This window comes from Alcanivorax sp. IL3, from assembly GCF_047495465.1.
GTDB lineage: Bacteria > Pseudomonadota > Gammaproteobacteria > Pseudomonadales > Alcanivoracaceae > Alcanivorax > Alcanivorax jadensis.
The window spans coordinates 3,160,941-3,182,563 of sequence record NZ_CP179931.1 but is presented as its reverse complement, the minus strand read 5'-3'; the positions used below and the strand labels follow the sequence as shown (position 1 = coordinate 3,182,563).

The window sequence follows — 21,623 nt, the reverse complement described above, 5'->3', positions numbered from 1 at the left end:
GAACGCTTAATGAAATTGCTTGCCGCCCTTCGCATTGCTGTTGTCAGCATGCTGGTCTTGACCAGCGTGCTGCTACATGCTGCCACGGCGCCAGGCACAGCCTTGTTGAACCAGGCAGAAATGCGCTATTTCGATCCGCTGACAGAGCAGGTTGTTGTGGTGCGCTCCAATATTTCCCGGGTCATGGTTGGAGAAAGCCCCGCCTTTGAGGTGGACCAGGGCAAGACTCGTCAGGCCTCGGCGGGCCAGTCCGTCAGCATCGAACATACGCTCACCAATACCGGTAATGTGACCGACAGCTACACTCTGACCCTGGCTAACCTGGGTGGCGATGCGGGCGATCTGCAGGTGCTGAGGGTCTACCGCGACATCAATGGCAACGGGATCGCCGATCCTGGCGAGCCGGCTATCACGGAGATTACCTCCTTGCCGGCGGGACAGACTGTCAACCTGGTTATCAGTGGCACGGTGCCGGCATTCTTGCAGACCGGCGATGAAATCCGCTTGTCATTGCAGGGTCAGTCGCAGCTGGATAGCACTCTGATCGATACGGCATTGGATCGGATTGTGATTGGCGATGGCGCCGCTCTGGTACTCAGCAAGTCTTCCAGTCAGAGCTGTGATCTGCCGCAGCCAGAAGGCGCGATACTGGATTATCAGGTGTCGGTCACCAATGTGGGTAACACCGCGCCGGTAGAAAGAATGCTGCAGGTTTCCGGGCAACAGGAGCAGGGCGTACTGATCGAAGACTCCCTGCCGGGTAACGTCAGCCTGATGCCTGCGGCGATCAACAATATCGCGCCACTTCAGGCACAAGCTCTGGTGCACTTTGCCGGTGATGGGCAAGATGTCTGGCAGCGTTATGACGACTGGGATGGCAGCGGCACGGTAGATCGTCTGGGGCTGTTGATTCCGGCGTATCAGATTCGCAATAACCAGAGTGGTGGCTTTGCCTTCCAGGTGCAGATCAACAGCGGGCTGACCCAGGGCACCATGCTATTCAACCGCGCCTTTGTGGATCTGCAGGGCGACGGCCTGGCCGATGTGCAAAGTAACCGGGTCTGCCATCGCATTGCGGCCACCCTGTCACCGGGTATTACTTTCCAGCGCCCTTCGAATGCGGTCTTCCAGCAGAACCGTGCGCCTGTCCATAGTGAAGACAGCGATTTTGTCGATGCCGCCATTTATCCCCTGTTGCCGGAACAAAGCCAACGCATTCTGCTGGACGGGGTCTACCTGCGGCTCACGGCTTCCCAACTGAACCAGGTATTGGCCGATCAGGACTTTGTGCAGACCACCCCGGGTGGGGCGCGGCTGCTGCAAGTCTCGCTAACCTCCCGATTGACGGGTGATACCTTGCTCATGGCGGTCAAGGAGACCGGGGTTAACACCGGGGTATTCCGCAGTGTGTACCCGTTCTCTCTCAACGAGACGCGCTCCGGGGGCGGTGGTCTGTGCCCGGCAACGGCCAATGCAAACAATCTGGTGCAATATTCCGGCAGCACAACCCTGAACGAAGTGTTGGGCCTTGGCTGTGTGCTGCAGACGGGGCCGGAAGATCGCATCACCGCCACCTTCACCGTGCCGACCTTCGGTCCGGATGGCAGCGTGGTGAATGTGCAGACTGTCACGGCTCTGGCGGCAGTAGATCCGGCAGGAACGGTGTACGATTCCAGTAATGGTCGTCCTTTGCCGGATGCGGTGGTGACGCTGTTTCAGTCTCGCCAGCCCTTGGTTGATACCGGTGCCGCCAGCTGTGCCGCCTTGCCGGAAAATGCCTACGAGCGTGGGCTGCATCCTTTTACTGGCGAGATTCTGCCCAGGGAAAACACCAACACCACTGCCGCGGATAATACTCAGCAGCCAGGGCGTTATCAGTTCCCGCTGGCGACGCCGGGGCACTGTTATTATCTGGACGTGGTGCCCCCCCCGGGCTACACCTTTCCTTCCACTGTTTCACCGGATGCAGCAAAAACCTTTTTTGCCAATATCTCGGAAAGTTCCTACGGTCTCGGCGGCTATGACCCGGCTGCAGCACCGGTGGGTCGGGCAGCGGCACGAATGGCCAGCGTGGATAACCAGGGCGCGTTTCTGCTTGGGCTGGCTGATGTGTTTGTGGATATTCCCCTGGACCCGTCCGCTGCGACAGCCGCCGGGGTACTGGTGCTGGACAAACAGGTAGAAGCGGAGCGGGCGGGTGTGGGTGATGTGCTGGCCTACCGTATTGATATCACCAGCAACCATGACGGTGAGTTGTTCGCGGCCCGCATCGTTGATCGCCTTCCTTATGGGTTCCGTTATATCGAGGACAGTGCCTGGCTGGAAATCAACGATCAGCGCATCGAGATTCCCGCGCCTGCCAACAACGGCGGCAATCAACTGACCTTCCTGGTCCAGCAACAGACCGCCAGCGGGCCTCAGCCGTTGCCATTGCAGCCAGGCAGCACGGTGACCCTGCATTACGGCCTGCGCCTGTCAGCCGGCGCCGTGGATAGTGACGGCATCAACCGTGCCACGGCTCAGGCCAACAACGCTTCCGGGTTCACTTACTTCTCCAATCAGGGCGAAGCGAAAGTCCAGGTGCGTAGCGAAGGCGTACTCTCGGACCGGGCCATGGTGTTTGGCAAGGTCTACGTGGATAACGACTGTAACAATCTGCAGAACGACGGCGAATACCCGGTGGGCGGGGTGAAGCTGTATTTGTCTGACGGCTCCTGGGTGATCACCGATGAAAACGGGCAATACAGCCTCTATGGCCTGCGCCCGGGACTGCATACCATCAAGGTGGATCCGCTAACGTTGCCTGAAGGGCTGAAACTCAAGCCCATTGATAATCGCCATGCTGCAGATCCACAAAGCCGCTTCCTGGATCTGCGCCCGGGGGAATACCACCGTGCAGACTTCGCCGCCATGTGCCCGCCTGCGGACCAGCGTGACGCCATCGTCGAAAATCTGAAAGCCCGTAATGCGTCACTCTCCGGTGACTGGATGCTGGATGAGGCGGCCCGCTTCGATCCACTGCGCCAGAACAACGTGAATAACCGTCTGCGCCAGGCCGATGGCGGCGGCGATCTGGGCAGTGGTGTTTACACCCAAACCGGCGATGCCAACCTGGCGGAAGTCTGGGATCAGGTCAGCCGCAGCCAGCCGGCTACCGGCCTGGAGAGAAACATGGATCCGGTGGCCGACGCCCAGATGGGCGAGACCAAGGACATGGCAGCAAAAGTGACGCGCGAGCAGGGCGTCGCCGGTACCTGGTTATGGCCGCAGGACGGTATCAGTCGGGATGGTCGTTTGCAGGTGGTAGTGCGCGCCGGTGTGGAGCCGGAGCTGTACGTGAAAGGCAAGAAGGTGCCGCGCAGCCAATTGGGTGAGCAAGTGCTGAACCGTCGTGAAAAGGTCCAGGTGCTGAGCTGGTATGGTGTATCACTGGATGAGGGTGACAATCAGGTTGAAGTAAAAGCCCTGGACCCCTTCGGTAACGAACGGGTGCTTGCCAGTACCAAGATCCTGCGCCCGAAAGCGCCGCGCAGCCTGGAATTGGAACCGGCAGAAGATACCCTGGCGGCGGATGGCGGTCGTTCCACGCTGGCGATCAGGGTGCGAATGCTCGATGCCCGTGGTAACCCGGCGCGGGGCACCTATTTTGTCACTCTGGAACATGACAGGGGCGATTGGCTGGAAGAGGATCTGCAACCGGACAACCCTGGCCACCAGATACGGGTCAGCGACGGTGAAGGGATGATTCACCTGCGCAGCACCGAATACACCGGGCCGATCCGGCTACGAGCCCTGGTAGAAGACTTTGTCGCCACGGCGCGAGTCGAGCAGGTAGCGCCCATGCGGCCTCTGGTCGCCACCGGCTATGTGCAATTGCGTCAGGGCTTTGGTGGAAATCTGCGTGATAACGGCAATGCGCCTACCGACATCGGCGATTCACTGCCTGAAGAAGGTCTGGATGCTAACGGTGCCGTCTTCCTCAAAGGGGCGGTGCGCGGTGGTGCTCACCTGACGCTCGCCTACGATACGGATAATGATTTGGACGATGATGAAGAAATTCGCCGCGACCTGAATCCGTCAGACTCCTATCCCATCGCCGGCGATGCCTCGGTGCGCGGTTATGATGCCCGCAGCCGCAGCAAACTCTACGCCAAGCTGGAAAAAGATCGCAGCAGTCTGTTGTGGGGCGACTACCTGACCGACCCCAATTACGACTTCCAGGATCTTGGTCGGGTGCAACGCACCCTCACCGGTCTGAACGCCATTTATGAAAATGATCGAGCCCGCTTCCAGGTGTTCGGCGCCCGGCCGGAATACGAACAAGTCAGCGAGGAAATTCCCGGTAACGGTACCGCCTTGCTGTTCACCCTGGCCAATCGTCCGGCTCGCGACAGCGAAACCCTGGAGCTGATTGTCCGCGATCGCGGCAATCCGGGGCTGGTGATTTCCACTCAGCCACTGACCCGTTACGTGGATTACTCGGTGAATTACTTCACTGGCGATATCCGTTTTCATGACGTCATTCCCACCGTGGATGAAAACCTGAATCCGGTATTCATCCGTGCCAGCTATAACGTGGAAGCCTCTGATGCCGAGGAATACAACGTGCTCGGCGCCCGCTTCCGCTACCAACTCAATGACAAGCTGACTGTCAGCGCCAGCCGCACCCGCGACGAGCATGAAAGCGAAGGCTTCGACCTGAGTAGCGTGGCTGCGGAGTACGCCCTCACCGATCAGAACAGTATTTATGCGTCGTCAGCCACCATGGAAAACAATGATGACGATAGCGAAGGGGGGCGATCAGCCTGGGCAGCCAATGGCGCTGGCAGGATGGCTCCAGCACCGATCTTCGCTGGGCCCGGGCGGAAGAGGGTTTCCGTAATCCGGCGGCGGGCATTGCTGAATCCCGGGAAGAAATGCGTCTGGATCACGAGCAGGTGCTGTCGCGCAGTCTGTCCGCCCAGGTGGAAGCCGTGCATTCCCAGTCCCTGGAAAACGACGACGCGCAAAGTAGCCTGGGTCTGATCGGCAAGAAACAGATCGGTGCCACCCAGTTACGTGCCGGGGCCCGGGGCATCGAGCAGAAAGATGACCAAGGGGAAGACCGCTTCGCAACCTGGGTTCTGGGTGCCAGCCAGGGGACGCGCCTGTTCGGCAAGCCGTTGACCGTGGGCTCGGAATACGAGCAGGCCTTCAATGACCGTGATCGACGCCGTATTGCCGCCGATGCGGACCTGGGTATTACTGACAAGACCAGCCTCTACAGCCGCTATGAGCTGATCAACAGTCTCAGTGGTGTCAATCTGCTGAACAACGAGGTGGAGACCCGCCAGTTCACCTTTGGCGTCCGTTCCGCGCTCAGCCGCAGCACCGATGTATTTTCCGAGTACCGCCTGCGCGGTGCCCAGGATGGTCGTGATGTGGCGGCAGCCAACGGGGTACGTTCACACTTCGAAATCGAACCGGGCCTGACTTTCAGCCCGTCGGCGGAATGGATTGAAACCCTGGAGGGTAATGCCAGTCAGGATTCCACTGCCCTGTCGCTGGCGGCAGAAGACAAACGTAACCCTAATCGCCGCACGCTGGGCCGGGTGGAAACCCGCTTCGGCGATGAGCGCACCTACTACGGCTTCAGTGCTGCCAACATCTGGCGCGTCAATCTGGACTGGTCTGCCGTGGTACGTGACGACCTGCGGCTGCAATACTTCGATGGCCAGCCCAAGCAGGGCGACAATATCGTCACCCTGGGCATGGCTCGCCGCCCGCGTCTGGACAACCGCCACCACATGCTGTTCATGTACAAATGGAAAACCCAGTGGGGCGGCGACGCCGCCAGTGATCGGCGCGTACACATCCTCTCCAACCACCATAATTTTCAGCCCCACGACGACTGGATTTTCTCCGGCCGCATTGGCGCCAAGTGGCAACAGACTGAGCTGGGAAATCTGGATGTGGATACCGATGCCTATGTGGCCGATGGCCGTATTATCTGGGACATTTCTCGTCGTTTTGATCTGGATCTGCATGGCGGCGCGCTGACCACTGAAGGAGTCAGCGAACGCCGCTACAGCTTTGGCGTTGGCGTCAACGCCCTGGTGCGCCGCAATCTGCGTATGGGCGTTGGCTACAATTTCTCCGGTTTCCGCGATGATGACCTGGATCCGGAAGGCTATAACGTGGAAGGCCTGTATATCGGCCTGGAATACAAGTTTGATGAAGATGATCTGGGCTGGCTGGGAAGCAAGGCTGCCGGCCAGCGCAGTTATATGGGAGACGCGCGATGAACCGTTTGGTCATGGCGGCATACATGATGCTGGCGGCAGGTTTGTCTGGCTGTGTCAGTACCGAGGCACTGTATGCCGAGTACGAAGAAGTGTGTCCGGTAAAAGCCACCGTGACTGACACCGGCATGGTGATGGTCACGGCGCTGGCGTCCCAATCGAAAGGTCAGCTCTGGGAACCGGCGGTGTATTTCGGTTTTGATGAGTACGGTCTGATTGAGGATGAAGTGACGCGTCTCGACCGCAATCTTGTCATTCTGAAGCAATATCCGGCGTTGCAAATCAGTATCCAGGCCTTTACCGATCAGTTGGGAGGCAGGGTTTATAACCGTGAGCTGGCCGAAAAGCGTATGGATCAGGTCAGCGATTACCTGCAGGAAAATGGCTTGGATTCCTCGCGAATCAAAAAGGCACCGCTAGGTAAGGAACTGCCGATCCTGCCCAGCGACAGCGAGCAGGATCGCATCGTCAATCGGCGGGTTGAGTTGATGCCACTGGATGCGCAAGGTCGTCCGCTGGTATTGCGGGTTGATTTCCAGGGCAGCGGCGGCGACAGTTTCAGTGGCACCCGAGCCGGTGAGGTAACGGGATGAAAGTGACGCGCAAGTCTCTGGGTATAGTATTGCTGCTGTTGACTGCCGTGGCAGTTAAGGCGGCGGCACCGACGGCGGGAACTGTTATCAAGAATCAGGCATCGGCCAGTTACCGGGCCTGTCTGGATGATGACTGTTCTGTGCTGGCCGAGACCCAGCGTGTCACCTCCAACCTGGTGGAAACTCTGATACAGGCGGTGCCCGGCATCGAACTGGTCAGCGCGCAAAGCAAGCCGTCGCTGCCGGGGGGCGTGGTGTATTTCCCCCACACCCTGACCAATACCGGTAATGGCCGGGATCGCTACCAGCTCTGTTTGGGCAGCATCGATGCGGATGTCGCTGCCTGGTCTGTATTCCCGGATGCCAATGGCGATGGTCAAGCGGACAGCGGCGCCCCCCTGTTTACCCATACTGATCCCGATGGCTGCTGGGATTCCCCGACCCCGGACTTGTTGGCCGGTGACAGCTTTGCGCTGGTCATCGAAGCCGAGGTGAGCGGCGTGGCCATTAGCGGGCAGTCCCTGTCGCTGGACGTCACCGCTACCAGCAACAGCAATGCCGCCCTGACGGCAGCCAATACCGACACCATCAACCTGATCGAGGGGCCGGTGCTGGAAGTGGTCAAATCCCTCAGTGTTCGCCAGGGTCGCTCGCCCTCAGGGCCGGTTACGGTGACCCTGGCCTATCGCAATCCGTCCGATCAGGTTGCCACCCAGGTGGAAATCGAGGATCTGCTGCCGCAGATTTCCGTGGACGGTGTAAATGCGGGAATGACCTATGTGCCGGGTTCGGCACGCTGGACTGTTAGCGGCGCCACCGTGCTGACCGATGACGGTGACGATGGCAGCCAGGGTAGTGCCCCGGACCTGATCGATTACTGTGCCTACGATACCGGTGCGGCAAACAGCGACTGCCATGATCGGGTTCGTGCTGTCATTGCCCAGCTGCCACCGGGAGCGGTGGGTTCCCTGGCCTTTGACGTCAATATTGATGCAGGGCTGGCCGCCGGCGACCGGGTGCGCAACCTGGCAACGCTGAATTATCAGAATGGCGACGGCAGCAATGCCTTTGGGCCCTTTGATAGCAACACCGTGGATTACCGGATTATCGAGCGAGCTCTGCTGCCCGCCGTGGTGGCCAACAACAGCGAATCCGATAGCCTGACCGGCGAGGATGATAGTAGCAACACCGGTAACCGGGTGGAGTTGGCCAGCCTGGGGCAGGGTGGAGTGGCATCGTTCAGCAACGTGATCTGGAACCGGGGCGATGGCGAAGACACTTTCGATGTTCTGGTGGACCCGGCGGAGGATCGACTTGGCGCGCCTCTGGCCACGCCCTTCCCGGCGGGTACCGTGTTCCAGTTGTACAAAAGCGACGGTGGTACGCCATTGGTGGATACCGATGGCAATGGTGTTGCTGATACCGGGCCGGTCCCGCTGCCGGATGCCGGTGGCCAGTGTCCGCCCCGCTTCGTGACCGACAGCATTAACTTGGCCTGTGGGGTGCGCGTGGTAATGCAGGCCACCCTGCCTCCGGATGCCCTGGGCGGTCCCTTTGAAGTCACCAAGATGGCGCGTTCTGTCACCGACCCTCAGGTCACTAACGCGGTCAGCGATATCCTCCTCAGCATTCTCGCCAACAGCGTGGATCTGACCAATGATGTGCCGGTGAATGGCGGTGCCCCCGGTGAAGGAGCGGGCCCGGAGGCGGCGCCGGTTCAGACAGTTAATGTGGCCCCGGGGGAACAGGCCATACTGCAGCTGGTGGTTAATAACACCGGCGCGCGGCAGGACTCTTATGTCCTGGCGGTCAGCGACATGGATTTTGCCCCCGGGCAGTTACCCGCAGGTTGGCAGGTGAGTTTTTATCGCGACGGTGGCAACGGCGATTGCAGCTCACTGGGCGCGGTGCTTAACAACACCGGGCTGATCCCTGCCAGCGACAATCGTCGGATCTGTGCCCGGGTAACCGCACCGGCAAACGCACAGGGCGGCGATACCCTAAATCTGTATTTCCGTGCCTTGTCGCCGACCAGCGGCGCCAGCGATATCAAGCTGGATGCGGTGGCCGTGGTGGCTGGCCCTGCCCTGGCCCTGACCCCGGATCAGGTGGGGCAGGTAGAGCCGGGAAGCTCGGTGGTCTATACCCATCAACTGGCCAACACCGGCAATGTGCCGCTCAGCAATGTGCTGCTTTCGGGCACCCCGGATGCGGCGTCCGACGATGGCTGGTCCGTGGTGCTCTATGAAGACAGTAACGGCGATGGTGTCTGGGGCCCGACAGATACGGTAATCGGAGATGGCGTGGCACTGCAGACGGCTGGCGCCGATGGCGTTCTGGATGTGGGTGAAAGCCTGGCTATTTTTTCCAAGGTGTTTGCTCCGGCCTCCGTGGCCTTCGGCATCACCAATGTGAAAACGCTCACCGCTAACGCTGAGGGCGCCAGCCAGAGTGTTAGCGATTCCGCAACGGATACCACTACAACCAACAACACCGACGTGGCCATCACCAAGGAGCAAGCCCTGGATGCGGATTGCGATGGTATTCCCGATGGCCCTGGCGCATGCAGCGGCGACAACTGTTTTGTCTTCACTCGCTTCGAAGTGACTCCCGGCGAGCAGTGCGTCATTTATCGTCTGACCGCCACCAACACCGGCGCGGAGCCTATGTATCAGGTCATCATCAACGATCGTACCCAGCCATTCACCAGCATGTTGGCAGCAGCAACCAGCTGTGAAGCCCCGGCGGGTGTTTGCAGCGTGGTGGAACCAGCGGATGCAGCCACTGGCGATGTGTCTGCCGAGATTGGGTTGCTGGGTCCCGGCGAAGCCGCCATGCTGATTTTCGGCTTACGGGTGGAATGAAAATGGCTCACAGAAACCCTTCTTACAACAATCCTTTTTTAGCGGGTATGCCGTGCGGGGTGTTTTTTGTCCTGTTGATATCGTTTTTTTTAAGTCAACAGGCATGGGGCGTCAGTGTTCCTCTGAGTGGAACGAGAAGTGTTACATCTGGCCAGGATTGTGGAGTGGCCAGCTACCGGTTTGGTACCAATACCACGTATGAAGGGCAGCCCCTGGATCTGCTTGTCGACGTCTTGAGCGAAGATAATGAGCATTCGCCAGGAGGGGGGCGACCAAGTTGCGTCGGTGTCGGCAATCAAGTTCTGGAAGTGTATATCAACGATCAGGATTTTGCAGACAATGCGGCCCATGTAGATATGCGCTTAACACTGGTGCGGGCAGGAACCTCAACCCCTGTAGAAGTTGATCGCTTGATCGTCACCGGGTTCGATCTGGATTCATCTTCAGGCACTTCCACAGATGACCTGTACTTCAATACCGGTCCTGCTACTCAATCCTACGTATCAGAAAATTCGCAGACATCTGTTCTTTCCGGCTCGTATTTTGGCGGCAACTACAATACTCGCATTCAAGGAAGAACTTCTGGTAACTGTACGGATGATAGCAATTCGGTCGACCCGGAATGCCGCGCCAGTGTGGTTTTTGTAGGAACATCAACAGCCGACATTCGTATTCAAAACGATAACGCCTATGGCAACAATTCAGGTCTGGGGTCGTATAGAGGGTACTTTATTTCCTTCAGGGTCGATGATTTTGAGGATCTTATCGAAAGCAATACGGATTATGGTGATACCCCGGCTGCGTATCCATCATCGCGCCAATCAATTTCCAGCCGGTTAGGGCTTGGCAGAGGCCTGGTGCCAGACAGCGATGGTGCGCAGCAACAAAGCGCTGATGCGCGGGGTGATGACACTGATGGTGCTGGTGGGGCGGTTGTCAATTTTGATGATGAAGATGGCATTTCCGTTGCTGGCAATGTTCTGGATGGTCGGGTTTTTGTGCCTGATGAAGATGTTGATATTGACGTTTCCACTTACGGAAGTGGTTATTTAAATGCCTGGTTCGACTGGAATCGTGATGGTGACTTCTCCGATCCCGGGGAGCGGGCAGTAAGCAATGTTTATATTGAAAATAATGGTGAGACGGTCAGCGGTGCAGGCTCCAGTAACTTTGTTACGGAAACGGCTATTCCGGTATCGGTTCCGTCGGCTATTTCGGATGGAAACAGTTATGCCAGGTTCAAGTTCACACAATCGCCGGATCCAGGGGTTGGTAACAGCCCAGATGATGGTGAGGTAGAAGATTACGCGATAACGTTGAGCTCTCTGTTCTGTGATCTTCCTGTGTCTACGAGCATGCAGTTAAGTGGCTCTGCAACCAGGGATAATGGCACGGGGGAAATCACGTTAACGCAAGATTTGGGCAATCAGGCGGGCTCGGCGTGGTCTAATGAACGCATCAGTTTGCTTTCAGCGTTTACTGTTGAGTTTTCCGTCTATCTGGGTACCAAGAATGCTGCAGGGGCTGATGGTATAGCGTTTGCGTTTCAGAATGATCCTGCGGGGAATAGTGCTACGGGTGTGTTTGGTGGCGCGTTGGGCGTGGGCGGGCTCAATCCTGCTGTTGCCGTTGAGTTTGATACCTATGATAACGGCAGCGGTTACGGCGATATTGCTAACGATCATACTGCTATTTATAACCCCGAAAATTATGCGAATTCATCCGGTGGTGGTGCTGCCAGTCTTTATAGTTCCGTGGAAGATCTTGGGAATATAGAGGACGGTAACTGGCATACCGTTCAGTTGAACTGGGATCCGGCTAGTGATCAGCTGCAGTATTTTTTTGATGGCAATCTGACGTCCACGGTGAATGTGGACTTTGTTAACACGGTTTTTTCCGGTGATCCCAACGTATATTTTGGATTCACCGCATCCACGGGTGGCTCTTCAAACTTGCAGAAAATCTGTGTCACCAGTGCGCCGCCACAGGTGCTGGTAGATTATGGTGATGCCCCAATCAGTTTTGGTGAGCCATCACATATCCTCGGCTCAAATCTGCAACTGGGTGATGAGGTGTCACCGGATGCCCTGAGCTATGACGATGAGGATGCTGCCGCTGACAGTTTCGATGATGGTGTGATCTTTCCTGGAGCGCTGCCCAATCTGACTCCCATCGAAGTCTCGGTTTCCGGTGATGATGGTTACCTGCAGGCCTGGGTTGACTGGAATGGCGACGGTGTTTTCGACGACCCACAAGAGCGTATCGCCACTGACCTCCAGGATGAGGATGGCGACGGCATTATCCTGGTGACAGCGGCACCCAGTGGCACCGTCGTAGAGGGTGACACCTATGCCCGCTTCCGTTGGTCGTCCGTGCAGGAGCTGGATGCAACGGAAGGTGCACCGGATGGTGAGGTTGAGGACTATTTGATTACCTCTCGCTCTGTTTCCCTCTGTGAGGCGGGCTCGTCCGCTTCCGGTGGAGGGATCGCTTCTGGTGGCAATGGCCCTTTCCGGGACGCAATCTACTGGCTGGACTGGAACTGTCTGGGGAAAAGCGTTTTCCAGACCTCGGATGTGATCCTGAAAAGCTGGGTGTACGGTCCCGTTGAAATTCGCGCCACAGTGTCGGATATCACGTCGCCGATTGAGCCTTATGTGACGGGTAGCTGGACGGGTGATCTCCTTGATGACCTTTATGTAGGGGTGAATCCCATCGGGTTGGGGAATGTTGACAATACCAATCCTTCATTCCGGATCGATTGGGAGGTTTTTCTTCAAGGTGATCCGATATCCGCTGAGATTATCATCGCTGATGCGGAAGATACGGATAATGGTGAATCCATTATCTCGGAAACCAATGGCGGTCCATGGGAGCTATTTGCCGTCGCCCCGGGGACCAACGATCTGCAAATGCGTTTTGAAAATGGTGGCGAGAGGATGCTGTTGTCCAGTTTGCCTGGCAATGGCGTGGGCAGCTTCCTGGCAATGACCCAGGGCGTTATGACCACCCGGCATACCATCAATACCGGTGGCGGTCAGGCATTGGCGTTCGGCGTGTTTATTCAGAAAGATCACGGTGATATTGCTGGTGGCTATCCGGAAAGTGGTGGCCATTTCGCCTCTTGGGTAGCTCAGGGCGGCGGCAAGCCGACAGCGGATACCGATATCAATAATATTTCTCTGGCAACCCTGGCTGCTCCTGAACCATATCTGGGCGTGATTCCGCCAGGCCCGGAAGAGGCGGACCAGAATTCAGCCAACGCCGATGCGGACGGTGCGGAAGAAGAGGGGGTTGTCTTCTCCTCATTAGTGCCGGGTAGTAATGCGACTCTGGACATTATCGTTACCGAGACCTCAGCGGGGCAGGGTTACCTGCAAGGCTGGATCGACTGGAACCGGGACAGCGATCTGAATGATGCTGGTGAGCAGGTGGCACTGAACGTGCGGGATAATGGCCCGGAAGATACCAACCCGGCGGCGGGTGAGATCCGGCTGAATGTGTTTGTCCCTCCGGGAGCCTTTGTAGGCGATACCTATGCCCGCTTCCGTTTCGCCAATGCCCCGGACGTGCCTGCGGGTGGCTTGCTGGTCATGGGCGGTGAAGTGGAGGACTACAAGGTGACGGTGGCCCCGGCGGCTACCGCCGGGCCATTGTCCGGCTGGGTATTTGAAGACAACGGCGTTGGGGCAACGGCCCACGATGGCCAGAAAGGGCCGGATGAGCCGGGGTTGGCGAATGTGCCGGTAACCCTGTACCACGACGTGGACAATAATGGGCAATGTTCTGCCAGCGACCCGGTGCTGGCGGAAGCCACCACGGATGGGGATGGTGCCTGGCAGCTGGTAGCGGCTCTGGCGGATGTGGGCAAGAGCGCCTGTCTGGTGGTGGCTACTCCAAATGGTTTGCTGTCGGTCTCCGAGAATAGCGGCAGCGCCGGTGCCGGTATCAATACCGGTGCCGCCAATGACGATGTGATGAGCCTGACGGTGCCTGCCACCGGCACTGTCTGGGATGGCATCCTGTTTGGTGATGCCGGCCTGCCGATACTGGAGCCGGATCAGCAGGGCGTGGTAGCGCCGGGCGGCAGCCGTTTCTATAGCCACCGCTTTACCGCCCGTAGTGCCGGCAATGTGGACTTTGTACTGGAAGCCCCCACCACCAGCCCGGCGGCACCCGCCTGGAACGATGCGCTGTATCGTGATGACAATTGTAACGGCGAGCTGGACGGCGCGGATGCCTCCTTGCCTCTCGTCGGTGTCAATGTGACGGCGGGTGACCGGCTGTGCCTGCTGGCCAAAGTGTTTGCACCTGCGGATGCACCGGTGGAGGCGCTCCACAGCCGCCCGCTTTCCGCTACCCAGACCTATACCGGTACCGCGTTCCAGGCCACTGCGCAGGTGACGGATACGACCCGGCTGGCTGCCGGCCAGCTACAGCTGGAAAAGCAGGTGCGCAATATTGGTCCGGATGGCATCGCCAACACCGGCGATGATGTGGACGCGACCGACACCACAGCCAACCAGGCGGCGCCGGGGGATGTGTTGCGCTACCGGCTGATATTCCGTAATCAGGGAAGCAATCCTCTGACCGAGGTTATCGTCACAGACAGCACCCCGGCCTACAGCGCCCTCAATGCGGCGGCGACTTGCCCTGCTGCATTGCCGGCAGCGCTCAGCGCCTGTGCCCTGTCTGCCCCGGATGGCAGCAATGGCAGTGGCTATCAGGGTGGCCTGCAATGGCAGTTTACCGGCGAGCTGCAACCCGGCGGGCAGGGGGCTGTCAGCTATGACGTAAGGGTTAGCCAGGACTAGCCCGAAGGCCCGTTCCAGGCCCTCTGTCAGCCAGTCGATGATGGGGCGCCCGGAACCTATCTGCCGCCGGGCGACCGTGGTAGAATGCTGCAACCGGGGGCCGAGGCTCCCGGTTTTTTTGTGGCTGTCTGGCAGGAACAATGGATTTAGGCTTATTGATCAAGGCCCTGTGCCTGGTACTGGTCATAGAGGGCATTCCGCTGTTTCTGGCGCCTAATCGTGCGCGTGAGGCAGCGCTGCAGGTTGCCCGGATGCCCGGGCGAACACGAGAGCCTGTTTAGACTCTCTACGCAGCCGCGTTGCCGCTTAAAATGGCGCCAAGCAAGGCGTGAACCGCAGGGCCTGACGGGTCAAGTTCAAGGTTCACAACACAGCATGGCGCCATTTTAAGCGGCAACCCGAAGGGCCGGGCCCCTTTTTCCGCCAGCCCGCGATTGCGCTTGTTTATGTAGAATGACTACACGACACGCGCGAAATCACGACCTGGCGAAAGAATTGACTCCGGCGCGGTTGCGTAGAGAGTCTAAACAGGCTCTAAGAATTCTGGGGCTGGTGCTGATGATACTGGGTGCCGGCCTGCTACTACTGATGCGGTCGTAAATGATGAACCAGGAAGAACAGTGGCTACTGCCCGACGGGGTAGAAGAGGTTCTCCCGGGACGAGCCCGGGCCATTGAGCAATTACGCCGGCAGACGCTGGATCTCTACCAGCGCTGGGGCTATGAACTGGTATTTCCGCCACTGATCGAATTCCTCGAATCCCTGCTCAACGGCGCCGGTCGTGATCTGGAACGGGAAACCTTCAAGATTACCGATCAACTGACTGGCCGCCTGATGGGCGTACGCGCGGATATCACGCCCCAGGTGGCGCGGATGGATGCCCACAGCCTGCGCCGTTCGGCCCCCTCTCGCCTTTGCTACTGCTCCAGCGCGCTGCGTACTCGCCCGGCCGTGGCCGGCGCCACCCGTCTGCCTTACCAGCTTGGTGTAGAGCTGTTTGGTCATGCTGGCAGCGACAGCGATCTGGAAGTGATGAGTCTGCTGCTGGATACCCTGGCGCTGGCCGGTGTGGCCGATCAGGTGGTGCTGGATCTGGGCCACGTGGGCCTGTTCCGTGGGCTGCTGGATGCCTGTGACCTGAGCGATGCCGAGCAAAGTCAGCTGGAAGACATTTACGTGCGTAAGGCGCGGGTAGAGCTGGATACCTTCCTGGCAGAGCGTGATCTGCCGGCTCCCGCGGCTCGTGCCCTGGCGGCCCTGCCCTGGTTGGCGGGTGGCGTCGACGTGATCGATCAGGCTCGCACCCTGCTGGGTGATTTTCCCGGTGCTGTGGCGGCGCTGGATGAACTGGCGGTGCTGGCCGGAGTACTGGATGCCCGGGGTGTAAAACTGCACCTGGATCTGGGCGAACTGCGTGGCTATCACTACCACACCGGCTGTGTCTTTGCCGCCTACCTGCCCGGTGAGAGCGAGCCGGTTGCCAAGGGCGGCCGTTATGACCATATCGGTGAAGTGTTCGGGCGGGCTCGCCCGGCGACCGGGTTCAGTGCCGATCTGAAAATGCTCGCGGCGCGCACTGACGCTGCCGCGCTGAGTGGCATTTTGGCGGAGGGCTCCCTGCAGGATGCTGCTTTTGTCGCCCGGGTGAACGAGCTGCGAGGTAGCGGTGAGCGGGTGGTCCTGGCCCTGACCGGAGCAGACAATGACCCGCAGGAACTGGGCTGTCAGCGCAAGCTGGTGTCAGAAGGCAGCGACTGGGTCATCAAGGATATCGACTGAACCCGTAGGAGCCATGCTTGCATGGCGAATTTGCTTGCGATGGCGTTTGTCATGCGAGCACGGCTCCTGCGATAAAGATCGTGCGTGCCCCGTTAAGCGGGTCGCGTGCAAGCGTTTGTTATAACTCAACACGGCAGCTAGCAATCATGGGTAAGAACGTAGTCATTCTCGGCACCCAGTGGGGTGATGAAGGCAAGGGCAAGATCGTCGATCTGCTTACCGATCAGGCCTCTCTGGTGGCCCGTTTTCAGGGTGGTCACAATGCCGGCCATACCCTGGTGATCGATGGCAAGAAAACCGTCCTGCATCTGATTCCTTCCGGCATTTTGCGCGATGACGTTCAGTGCCTGATCGGCAATGGTGTGGTGCTGGCCCTGGATGCCCTGCTCAAGGAAATCGGCGGCCTGGAAGACAATGGCGTGCCGGTACGTGAGCGTCTGCGCCTTTCTGCCTCCTGCCCGCTGATCCTGCCGGTGCACGTGGCACTGGATCAGGCCCGGGAAGCGGCCCGTGGCAACAAGAAGATCGGGACTACCGGTCGTGGTATCGGCCCGGCCTATGAAGACAAGGTGGCCCGTCGAGGCCTGCGCCTGGGAGATGTCTATTCCCGTGAGCGCTTCGCCGCCAAGCTCGGCGAAGTGATGGACTACCACAATTTTGTGCTGCGCAGTTACTACAATGCCGAGCCGGTGGATTTCCAGAAAACCCTGGATGAAACCCTGGCCATGGGCGAAGACGTGCGCAGCATGGTCACCGACGTGACCACCGTGCTCCACGGCGCCCGTGAGCGCAACGAGAACATCATGTTCGAAGGCGCCCAGGGCACCCTGCTGGATATCGATCACGGCACCTATCCCTATGTGACCAGCTCCAACACCACCGCTGGTGGCGCCGCCACCGGCACCGGTTTCGGCCCGCTTTATCTGGACTATGTGCTGGGCATCACCAAGGCCTACACCACCCGGGTAGGCAGCGGTCCTTTCCCCACCGAGTTGTTCGATGAGAATGGCCGTTACCTGGCAGAGAAAGGCCACGAGTTCGGTTCCACCACCGGGCGTGCCCGCCGTTGCGGCTGGTTCGATGCGGTGGCTCTGAAGCGCTCCATCCAGATCAACTCCATTACCGGCCTGTGTTTGACCAAGCTGGACGTGCTCGACGGTCTGGAAGAAGTGAATATCTGTATCGGCTATCAGGATGCGGAAGGCAACTCCCTCACCTGCGCCTGGGATGCGGATAGCTACGAAGAAGTGAAACCGGTTTACGAAAGCCTGCCCGGCTGGACCGAGTCCACCCTGGGTGCCAAATCCGTGGATGACCTGCCTGCCAATGCGGTGGCCTACCTCAAGCGAATCGAAGAAGTGACCGGTGCGCCCATCGATATTATTTCCACCGGCCCGGACCGTGTGGAAACCATCATCAAGCGGCACCCGTTCTCCTGACGGCTCCTTCCGTCACGTCACCGATGCCCGCCGGGCATCTGGTGACGTGACGGTTCGCGCTATTTGCGCCTTCCTGTTCTGCCCTGATTATCCCCCGCGCTGACTGTCTTTTGATAGACACATCCATGCATTGAAAATGACATGGTCTGTACCCCTTTTTGTCATTCGTTCTGCCTAACCTCGTTTGCGTACTTTCACCGACTCAGTGGCCGGTACGTCCGGCTGCAGGCAGGCAACGAAAACAGACACAGGGAGAACAGAGATGGGCCACCATCCCGTAGAAGACAGCAACCGTTCCGATAACACCACCATCAACACTGTGCTGGAGCAGCACCTTTCCCGTCGCCAGATCCTGCGCGGCGGCGCTACCGCTGCCACCATGGTGGCAGGTGCCAGCCTGGTGGCCTGTGGTGGCGACAGCAACAATCGTAATGGCGGTGATGCGGGTAGTGAGACGCCTGCCGAGTTGGGTTTTGCGGCGGTGCCGCGGTCACTGGAGGATCGGGTGGTGCTGCCTGATGGCTACCAGGCCAGTGTGCTGATCGCCAAAGGTGATGCGCTGTTTTCCGATATCGCGGATTACCAGAACGATGGTAGCGGTGAGGACTTCGACAAGCGTTCCGGCGATGAGCACGACGGCATGGAGTTCTTCGGCCTGGGGGCTGCGGGTGTCTGGGAGCCGAATGCCTCTGAGCGTGGCGTGTTGTGCATGAATCACGAGAATCTGGAAGATGACACCCTGCATGAGAATGGGGTGACCGATGCCGCCGATAACGGCGGTGCCCGTCCGCAGGTGGAGATTGACCGGGAAATCCTCGCCCATGGTGTGGCGTGTCTGGAAGTGATCAAAGAGGATGGCCAGTGGCGTTACGTCAAGGATTCCGCATTTAACCGTCGTGTTACCGGTGCCACTGAAGCGGTGATTTCAGGCCCCTGCGCAGGCCATGACGCCTTGAAAACCAAACTGAGCCCTGCCGGCGACAAGGGCTTTGGCACCCTCAATAACTGCGCCAGCGGCCGCACTCCCTGGGGCACCTACCTGACCTGTGAAGAAAACTGGTTTTCGTATTTCAATCGCAACGACGCGTCTGATGCGCGCAGTGCGGTCGAGAATGACCTGTTCGCGCGCTACGGCATGGGGCTGGTGAGCAAAGGGTTTTCATATCGGGAATGGGACACCGTTGCCGGCGACATGTACCAGCGGTTCAATATCAGTGTCATCGGTGCCACGGCCACGGATGATTTCCGCAATGAGCCGAACACCTTTGGCTATATTGTGGAGGTGGATCCTTTCGATACCGCCAGCAAACCGGTCAAGCGTACCGCCATGGGCCGCTTTGCCCATGAAGGCGCCATCTTTGCTCCCGCCGAAGCCGGCAAGCCGCTGGTGTATTACATGGGCGATGATTCCCGCAACGAATATCTCTACAAGTTTGTCAGTGCTGCCAGCTGGGATCCCGCTGACGTGGGTATGGGAACCACTGCGGGCAACAAATATCTGGATGACGGCAAGCTGTATGTGGCGATCTTCAACAATGACGGCACCGGCGAGTGGAAAGAGCTGAGCTTCGGAGTGAACGGGCTGGATGCAGCGAATCCCCTTTACCCCTTCTCCAGTCAGGGTGATGTAATCCTGGCGACCCGTCTTGCCGCAGACCATGTTGGTGCGACCAAGATGGATCGCCCGGAGTGGGCGGCGGTCAACCCGATGAATGGTGAGTGCTACCTGACCCTGACCAACAACAACGGCAGAAACCGTACCCCGGATACCGTTGATGGCGTCAATCCGCGCACCTATGGCGGCTCGGGCGGTAACCCCAATGGTCACATTATCCGCTGGCGCGAAGAGGGTGGCGATCATGCCGCCACCAGCTTCGATTGGGATGTGTTCCTGTTCGGCGCCCCTGCCGACAAGGATGCTCAGAGCATCAATCTGTCCGGCCTGACCGCCGACAATGATTTCTCCAGCCCGGATGGTTTGTACTTCGACCAACGTGGTCTGTTGTGGATTCAGACCGATGATGGCGCCTACCGCGATACGGTGAATAACCAGATGCTGGTGGCTATACCGGGCGAGGTCGGTGACGGTGGCATGCTTACCTTTACCAATGATTTTGGTGCTGAGGAAAATACCACCTTCGTTGGCAAGGATGCATCGGCGGTGGACCTTCGCCGTTTCCTGGTCGGCCCGAAAGGCTGTGAAATTACCGGTATCACCATGACGCCGGATGCCCGCAGTCTGTTCATCAACGTGCAGCACCCCGGCGAGGGTGGCTCTGCCGCCAACTTCAACACGGATGTAAGCACATGGCCAAACCCGAATGGTGATGCCTTGTCATTGGGCAATGGTGTCAGCCGTCCTCGTTCTGCCACTATCGTGATCACCCGTGAAGATGGTGGTGAAATCGCACTGTAAGTCGGCAATCTAACGAAAAAAGCCGCCCACATTGTGGGCGGCTTTTTTCGTTCCGGGTTGTGTTTTTTAAAGTCAAAGCGTCACTGAGATAGCGCGTTGCTGTCATCGCGGAGTCATGCGGAGTCGGGACAATGTTCGTCATATCCCATCAGACAAACGCAGGTGAAAAACATGCTTTCCGGTATCAGCCTCTGGCAACTTCTTATTGTTCTGGTCATCGTCATCATGCTGTTTGGTACCAAACGAATCCGTAGTCTTGGTTCTGATCTGGGAGGCGCTTTCAAGGGCTTCCGGGATGCGGTCAAGGATGGCGAGAAAAGCCTGCAAGCGGAACAGGAGGATTCGGCGTCATTGGTGTCCAGTGATCTGGACTCTCAGAAAGACACCATGCGGAGCTGAGAGTCATGCTCGATTTCGGGTTCATGGAAGTGCTGCTGGTCTGTGTGATCGCGCTGGTGGTGCTGGGGCCGGAAAAGCTACCCAGGCTGGTGCGCACTCTGGGGCAGTGGCTGGGTAAAAGCCGCGCGATGATGAAGCAGGTGCAGCAACAGCTGGAAAGCGAAGCGCGCAATCTGGATATGAAAGAACGCCGTGACAAGATCCAGCGAGAGTTGGCGTTATTGCAACAAGAGCCTGTCGATAAGCCCCCCATGGAGGAAAATGGGTCGGCGAAGAAAATGGAGTCATCATGAATTCCATGCCGCTGACCCGGCATTTGCTGGAACTGCGCCAGCGACTGTTGCGCTCAGTCGTTGCTGTTGTGTTGATTTTCATCCCCTTGTTCATGTTTGCCGGGGACATTTATACCCTGCTGGCGAAGCCGTTGATGCAGGCGCTGCCCGAAGGCGGCAGCATGATCGCCACTGATGTAACCGGGCCTTTTCTGGTGCCCTTCAAGTTGGCGTTGTACCTGAGCATGTTATTGGCCATGCCGTTTTTACTGCACCAATGCTGGAGCTTTGTATCACCAGGGCTTTATCGGCGTGAGAAGCGTTTTGCGCGCCCGCTGTTGTTTGCCAGCGTGCTGTTGTTCTATTTCGGTGCCGTGTTCGCCTGGTTTGTGGTCATGCCGCTGTTGTTTGCGTTCTTTATCTCGGTGGCCCCGCAAGGGGTGGCGGTGATGACGGATATCGGTGCCTGGCTGGGGTTCACCATGACATTCGTGATGGCTTTTGGCATGGCCTTTGAGTTGCCCGTGGCTGTGGTGCTGCTGGTAGCGTCGGGAATTGTCACGCCGACAGTTTTGGCCGGTGGGCGGGCTTATGTGGTGGTGGGGTGTTTCGTGGCGGGCATGTTGCTGACGCCGCCGGACATTATCTCCCAGAGCCTGCTGGCGATCCCCATGTGGGTGCTCTTTGAGGTGGGGCTGCTGTGTTCGCGCTGGGTGGAGCCGATGGCGGATGACAGTGAGGCGCTGTCCTGACGGGGCGCAGGCAG

The 21,623-nt window shown here is 58.5% G+C and carries 13 protein-coding genes; all 13 read left to right on the top strand.

Annotation, left to right across the window (positions count from 1 at the left end; all coding sequences use genetic code 11):
* Positions 1-9: 9 nt before the first annotated feature.
* On the top strand, positions 10-5,025 hold the full coding sequence (locus tag ACMG4M_RS14805) for a hypothetical protein (RefSeq protein WP_414430302.1): 5,016 nt from the start codon (positions 10-12) through the stop codon (positions 5,023-5,025).
* Positions 4,917-6,284 carry an outer membrane protein gene (locus ACMG4M_RS14800; protein ID WP_414430301.1) on the top strand — a complete coding sequence of 456 codons (1,368 nt, stop codon included), beginning with the start codon at positions 4,917-4,919 and terminating at the stop codon, positions 6,282-6,284. Before ACMG4M_RS14805 ends, ACMG4M_RS14800 begins: the two co-directional genes overlap by 109 nt.
* Positions 6,281-6,874 carry an OmpA family protein gene (locus ACMG4M_RS14795; protein WP_414430300.1) on the top strand — a complete coding sequence of 198 codons (594 nt, stop codon included), beginning with the start codon at positions 6,281-6,283 and terminating at the stop codon, positions 6,872-6,874. Before ACMG4M_RS14800 ends, ACMG4M_RS14795 begins: the two co-directional genes overlap by 4 nt.
* On the top strand, positions 6,871-9,738 hold the full coding sequence (locus ACMG4M_RS14790) for a hypothetical protein (protein ID WP_414430299.1): 2,868 nt from the start codon (positions 6,871-6,873) through the stop codon (positions 9,736-9,738). The genes ACMG4M_RS14795 and ACMG4M_RS14790 overlap by 4 nt, the downstream gene beginning before the upstream one ends.
* Positions 9,739-10,581: 843 nt before the next feature.
* Positions 10,582-10,791 carry a hypothetical protein gene (locus tag ACMG4M_RS14785; RefSeq protein WP_232222011.1) on the top strand — a complete coding sequence of 70 codons (210 nt, stop codon included), beginning with the start codon at positions 10,582-10,584 and terminating at the stop codon, positions 10,789-10,791.
* Positions 10,737-14,552 carry a CshA/CshB family fibrillar adhesin-related protein gene (locus ACMG4M_RS14780; RefSeq protein ID WP_414431143.1) on the top strand — a complete coding sequence of 1,272 codons (3,816 nt, stop codon included), beginning with the start codon at positions 10,737-10,739 and terminating at the stop codon, positions 14,550-14,552. Before ACMG4M_RS14785 ends, ACMG4M_RS14780 begins: the two co-directional genes overlap by 55 nt.
* Before the next feature lie 140 nt (positions 14,553-14,692).
* Positions 14,693-14,833 carry a DUF2065 family protein gene (locus ACMG4M_RS14775; protein WP_414430298.1) on the top strand — a complete coding sequence of 47 codons (141 nt, stop codon included), beginning with the start codon at positions 14,693-14,695 and terminating at the stop codon, positions 14,831-14,833.
* A 322-nt stretch (positions 14,834-15,155) separates the two neighbouring features.
* The gene (locus tag ACMG4M_RS14770) at positions 15,156-16,331 is read left to right on the top strand and encodes an ATP phosphoribosyltransferase regulatory subunit (RefSeq protein WP_332248852.1); all 1,176 of its coding nucleotides are present in this window, start codon (positions 15,156-15,158) and stop codon (positions 16,329-16,331) included.
* Positions 16,332-16,477: 146 nt separating this feature from the next.
* Positions 16,478-17,770 carry an adenylosuccinate synthase gene (locus ACMG4M_RS14765; protein WP_035245022.1) on the top strand — a complete coding sequence of 431 codons (1,293 nt, stop codon included), beginning with the start codon at positions 16,478-16,480 and terminating at the stop codon, positions 17,768-17,770.
* Between the two features lie 262 nt (positions 17,771-18,032).
* Complete coding sequence (locus ACMG4M_RS14760; protein WP_414430297.1) at positions 18,033-20,186, top strand: PhoX family protein; 2,154 nt, start codon at positions 18,033-18,035, stop codon at positions 20,184-20,186.
* 171 nt (positions 20,187-20,357) lie between these two features.
* Entirely contained in the window at positions 20,358-20,585 is a 228-nt protein-coding gene (locus tag ACMG4M_RS14755) for a Sec-independent protein translocase subunit TatA (protein WP_272961570.1), read from the top strand.
* 5 nt (positions 20,586-20,590) lie between these two features.
* The gene (gene tatB, locus ACMG4M_RS14750; protein ID WP_273009854.1) at positions 20,591-20,878 is read left to right on the top strand and encodes a Sec-independent protein translocase protein TatB; all 288 of its coding nucleotides are present in this window, start codon (positions 20,591-20,593) and stop codon (positions 20,876-20,878) included.
* Positions 20,875-21,609: a twin-arginine translocase subunit TatC gene (tatC, locus tag ACMG4M_RS14745; protein WP_273009852.1), complete on the top strand. Its 735-nt coding sequence runs from the start codon at positions 20,875-20,877 to the stop codon at positions 21,607-21,609. The genes tatB and tatC overlap by 4 nt, the downstream gene beginning before the upstream one ends.
* Positions 21,610-21,623: the final 14 nt, after the last annotated feature.

What these genes read in the sequence shown, in the direction of transcription:
- ACMG4M_RS14805 (WP_414430302.1), top strand. Translation starts at nt 10, where the DNA reads ATGAAATTGCTTGCCGCCCTTCGCATTGCTGTTGTCAGCATGCTGGTC.
- ACMG4M_RS14800 (WP_414430301.1), top strand. Translation starts at nt 4,917, where the DNA reads ATGCGTCTGGATCACGAGCAGGTGCTGTCGCGCAGTCTGTCCGCCCAG.
- ACMG4M_RS14795 (WP_414430300.1), top strand. Translation starts at nt 6,281, where the DNA reads ATGAACCGTTTGGTCATGGCGGCATACATGATGCTGGCGGCAGGTTTG.
- ACMG4M_RS14790 (WP_414430299.1), top strand. Translation starts at nt 6,871, where the DNA reads ATGAAAGTGACGCGCAAGTCTCTGGGTATAGTATTGCTGCTGTTGACT.
- ACMG4M_RS14775 (WP_414430298.1), top strand. Translation starts at nt 14,693, where the DNA reads ATGGATTTAGGCTTATTGATCAAGGCCCTGTGCCTGGTACTGGTCATA.
- ACMG4M_RS14770 (WP_332248852.1), top strand. Translation starts at nt 15,156, where the DNA reads ATGAACCAGGAAGAACAGTGGCTACTGCCCGACGGGGTAGAAGAGGTT.
- ACMG4M_RS14765 (WP_035245022.1), top strand. Translation starts at nt 16,478, where the DNA reads ATGGGTAAGAACGTAGTCATTCTCGGCACCCAGTGGGGTGATGAAGGC.
- ACMG4M_RS14760 (WP_414430297.1), top strand. Translation starts at nt 18,033, where the DNA reads ATGGGCCACCATCCCGTAGAAGACAGCAACCGTTCCGATAACACCACC.
- ACMG4M_RS14755 (WP_272961570.1), top strand. Translation starts at nt 20,358, where the DNA reads ATGCTTTCCGGTATCAGCCTCTGGCAACTTCTTATTGTTCTGGTCATC.
- tatB (WP_273009854.1), top strand. Translation starts at nt 20,591, where the DNA reads ATGCTCGATTTCGGGTTCATGGAAGTGCTGCTGGTCTGTGTGATCGCG.
- tatC (WP_273009852.1), top strand. Translation starts at nt 20,875, where the DNA reads ATGAATTCCATGCCGCTGACCCGGCATTTGCTGGAACTGCGCCAGCGA.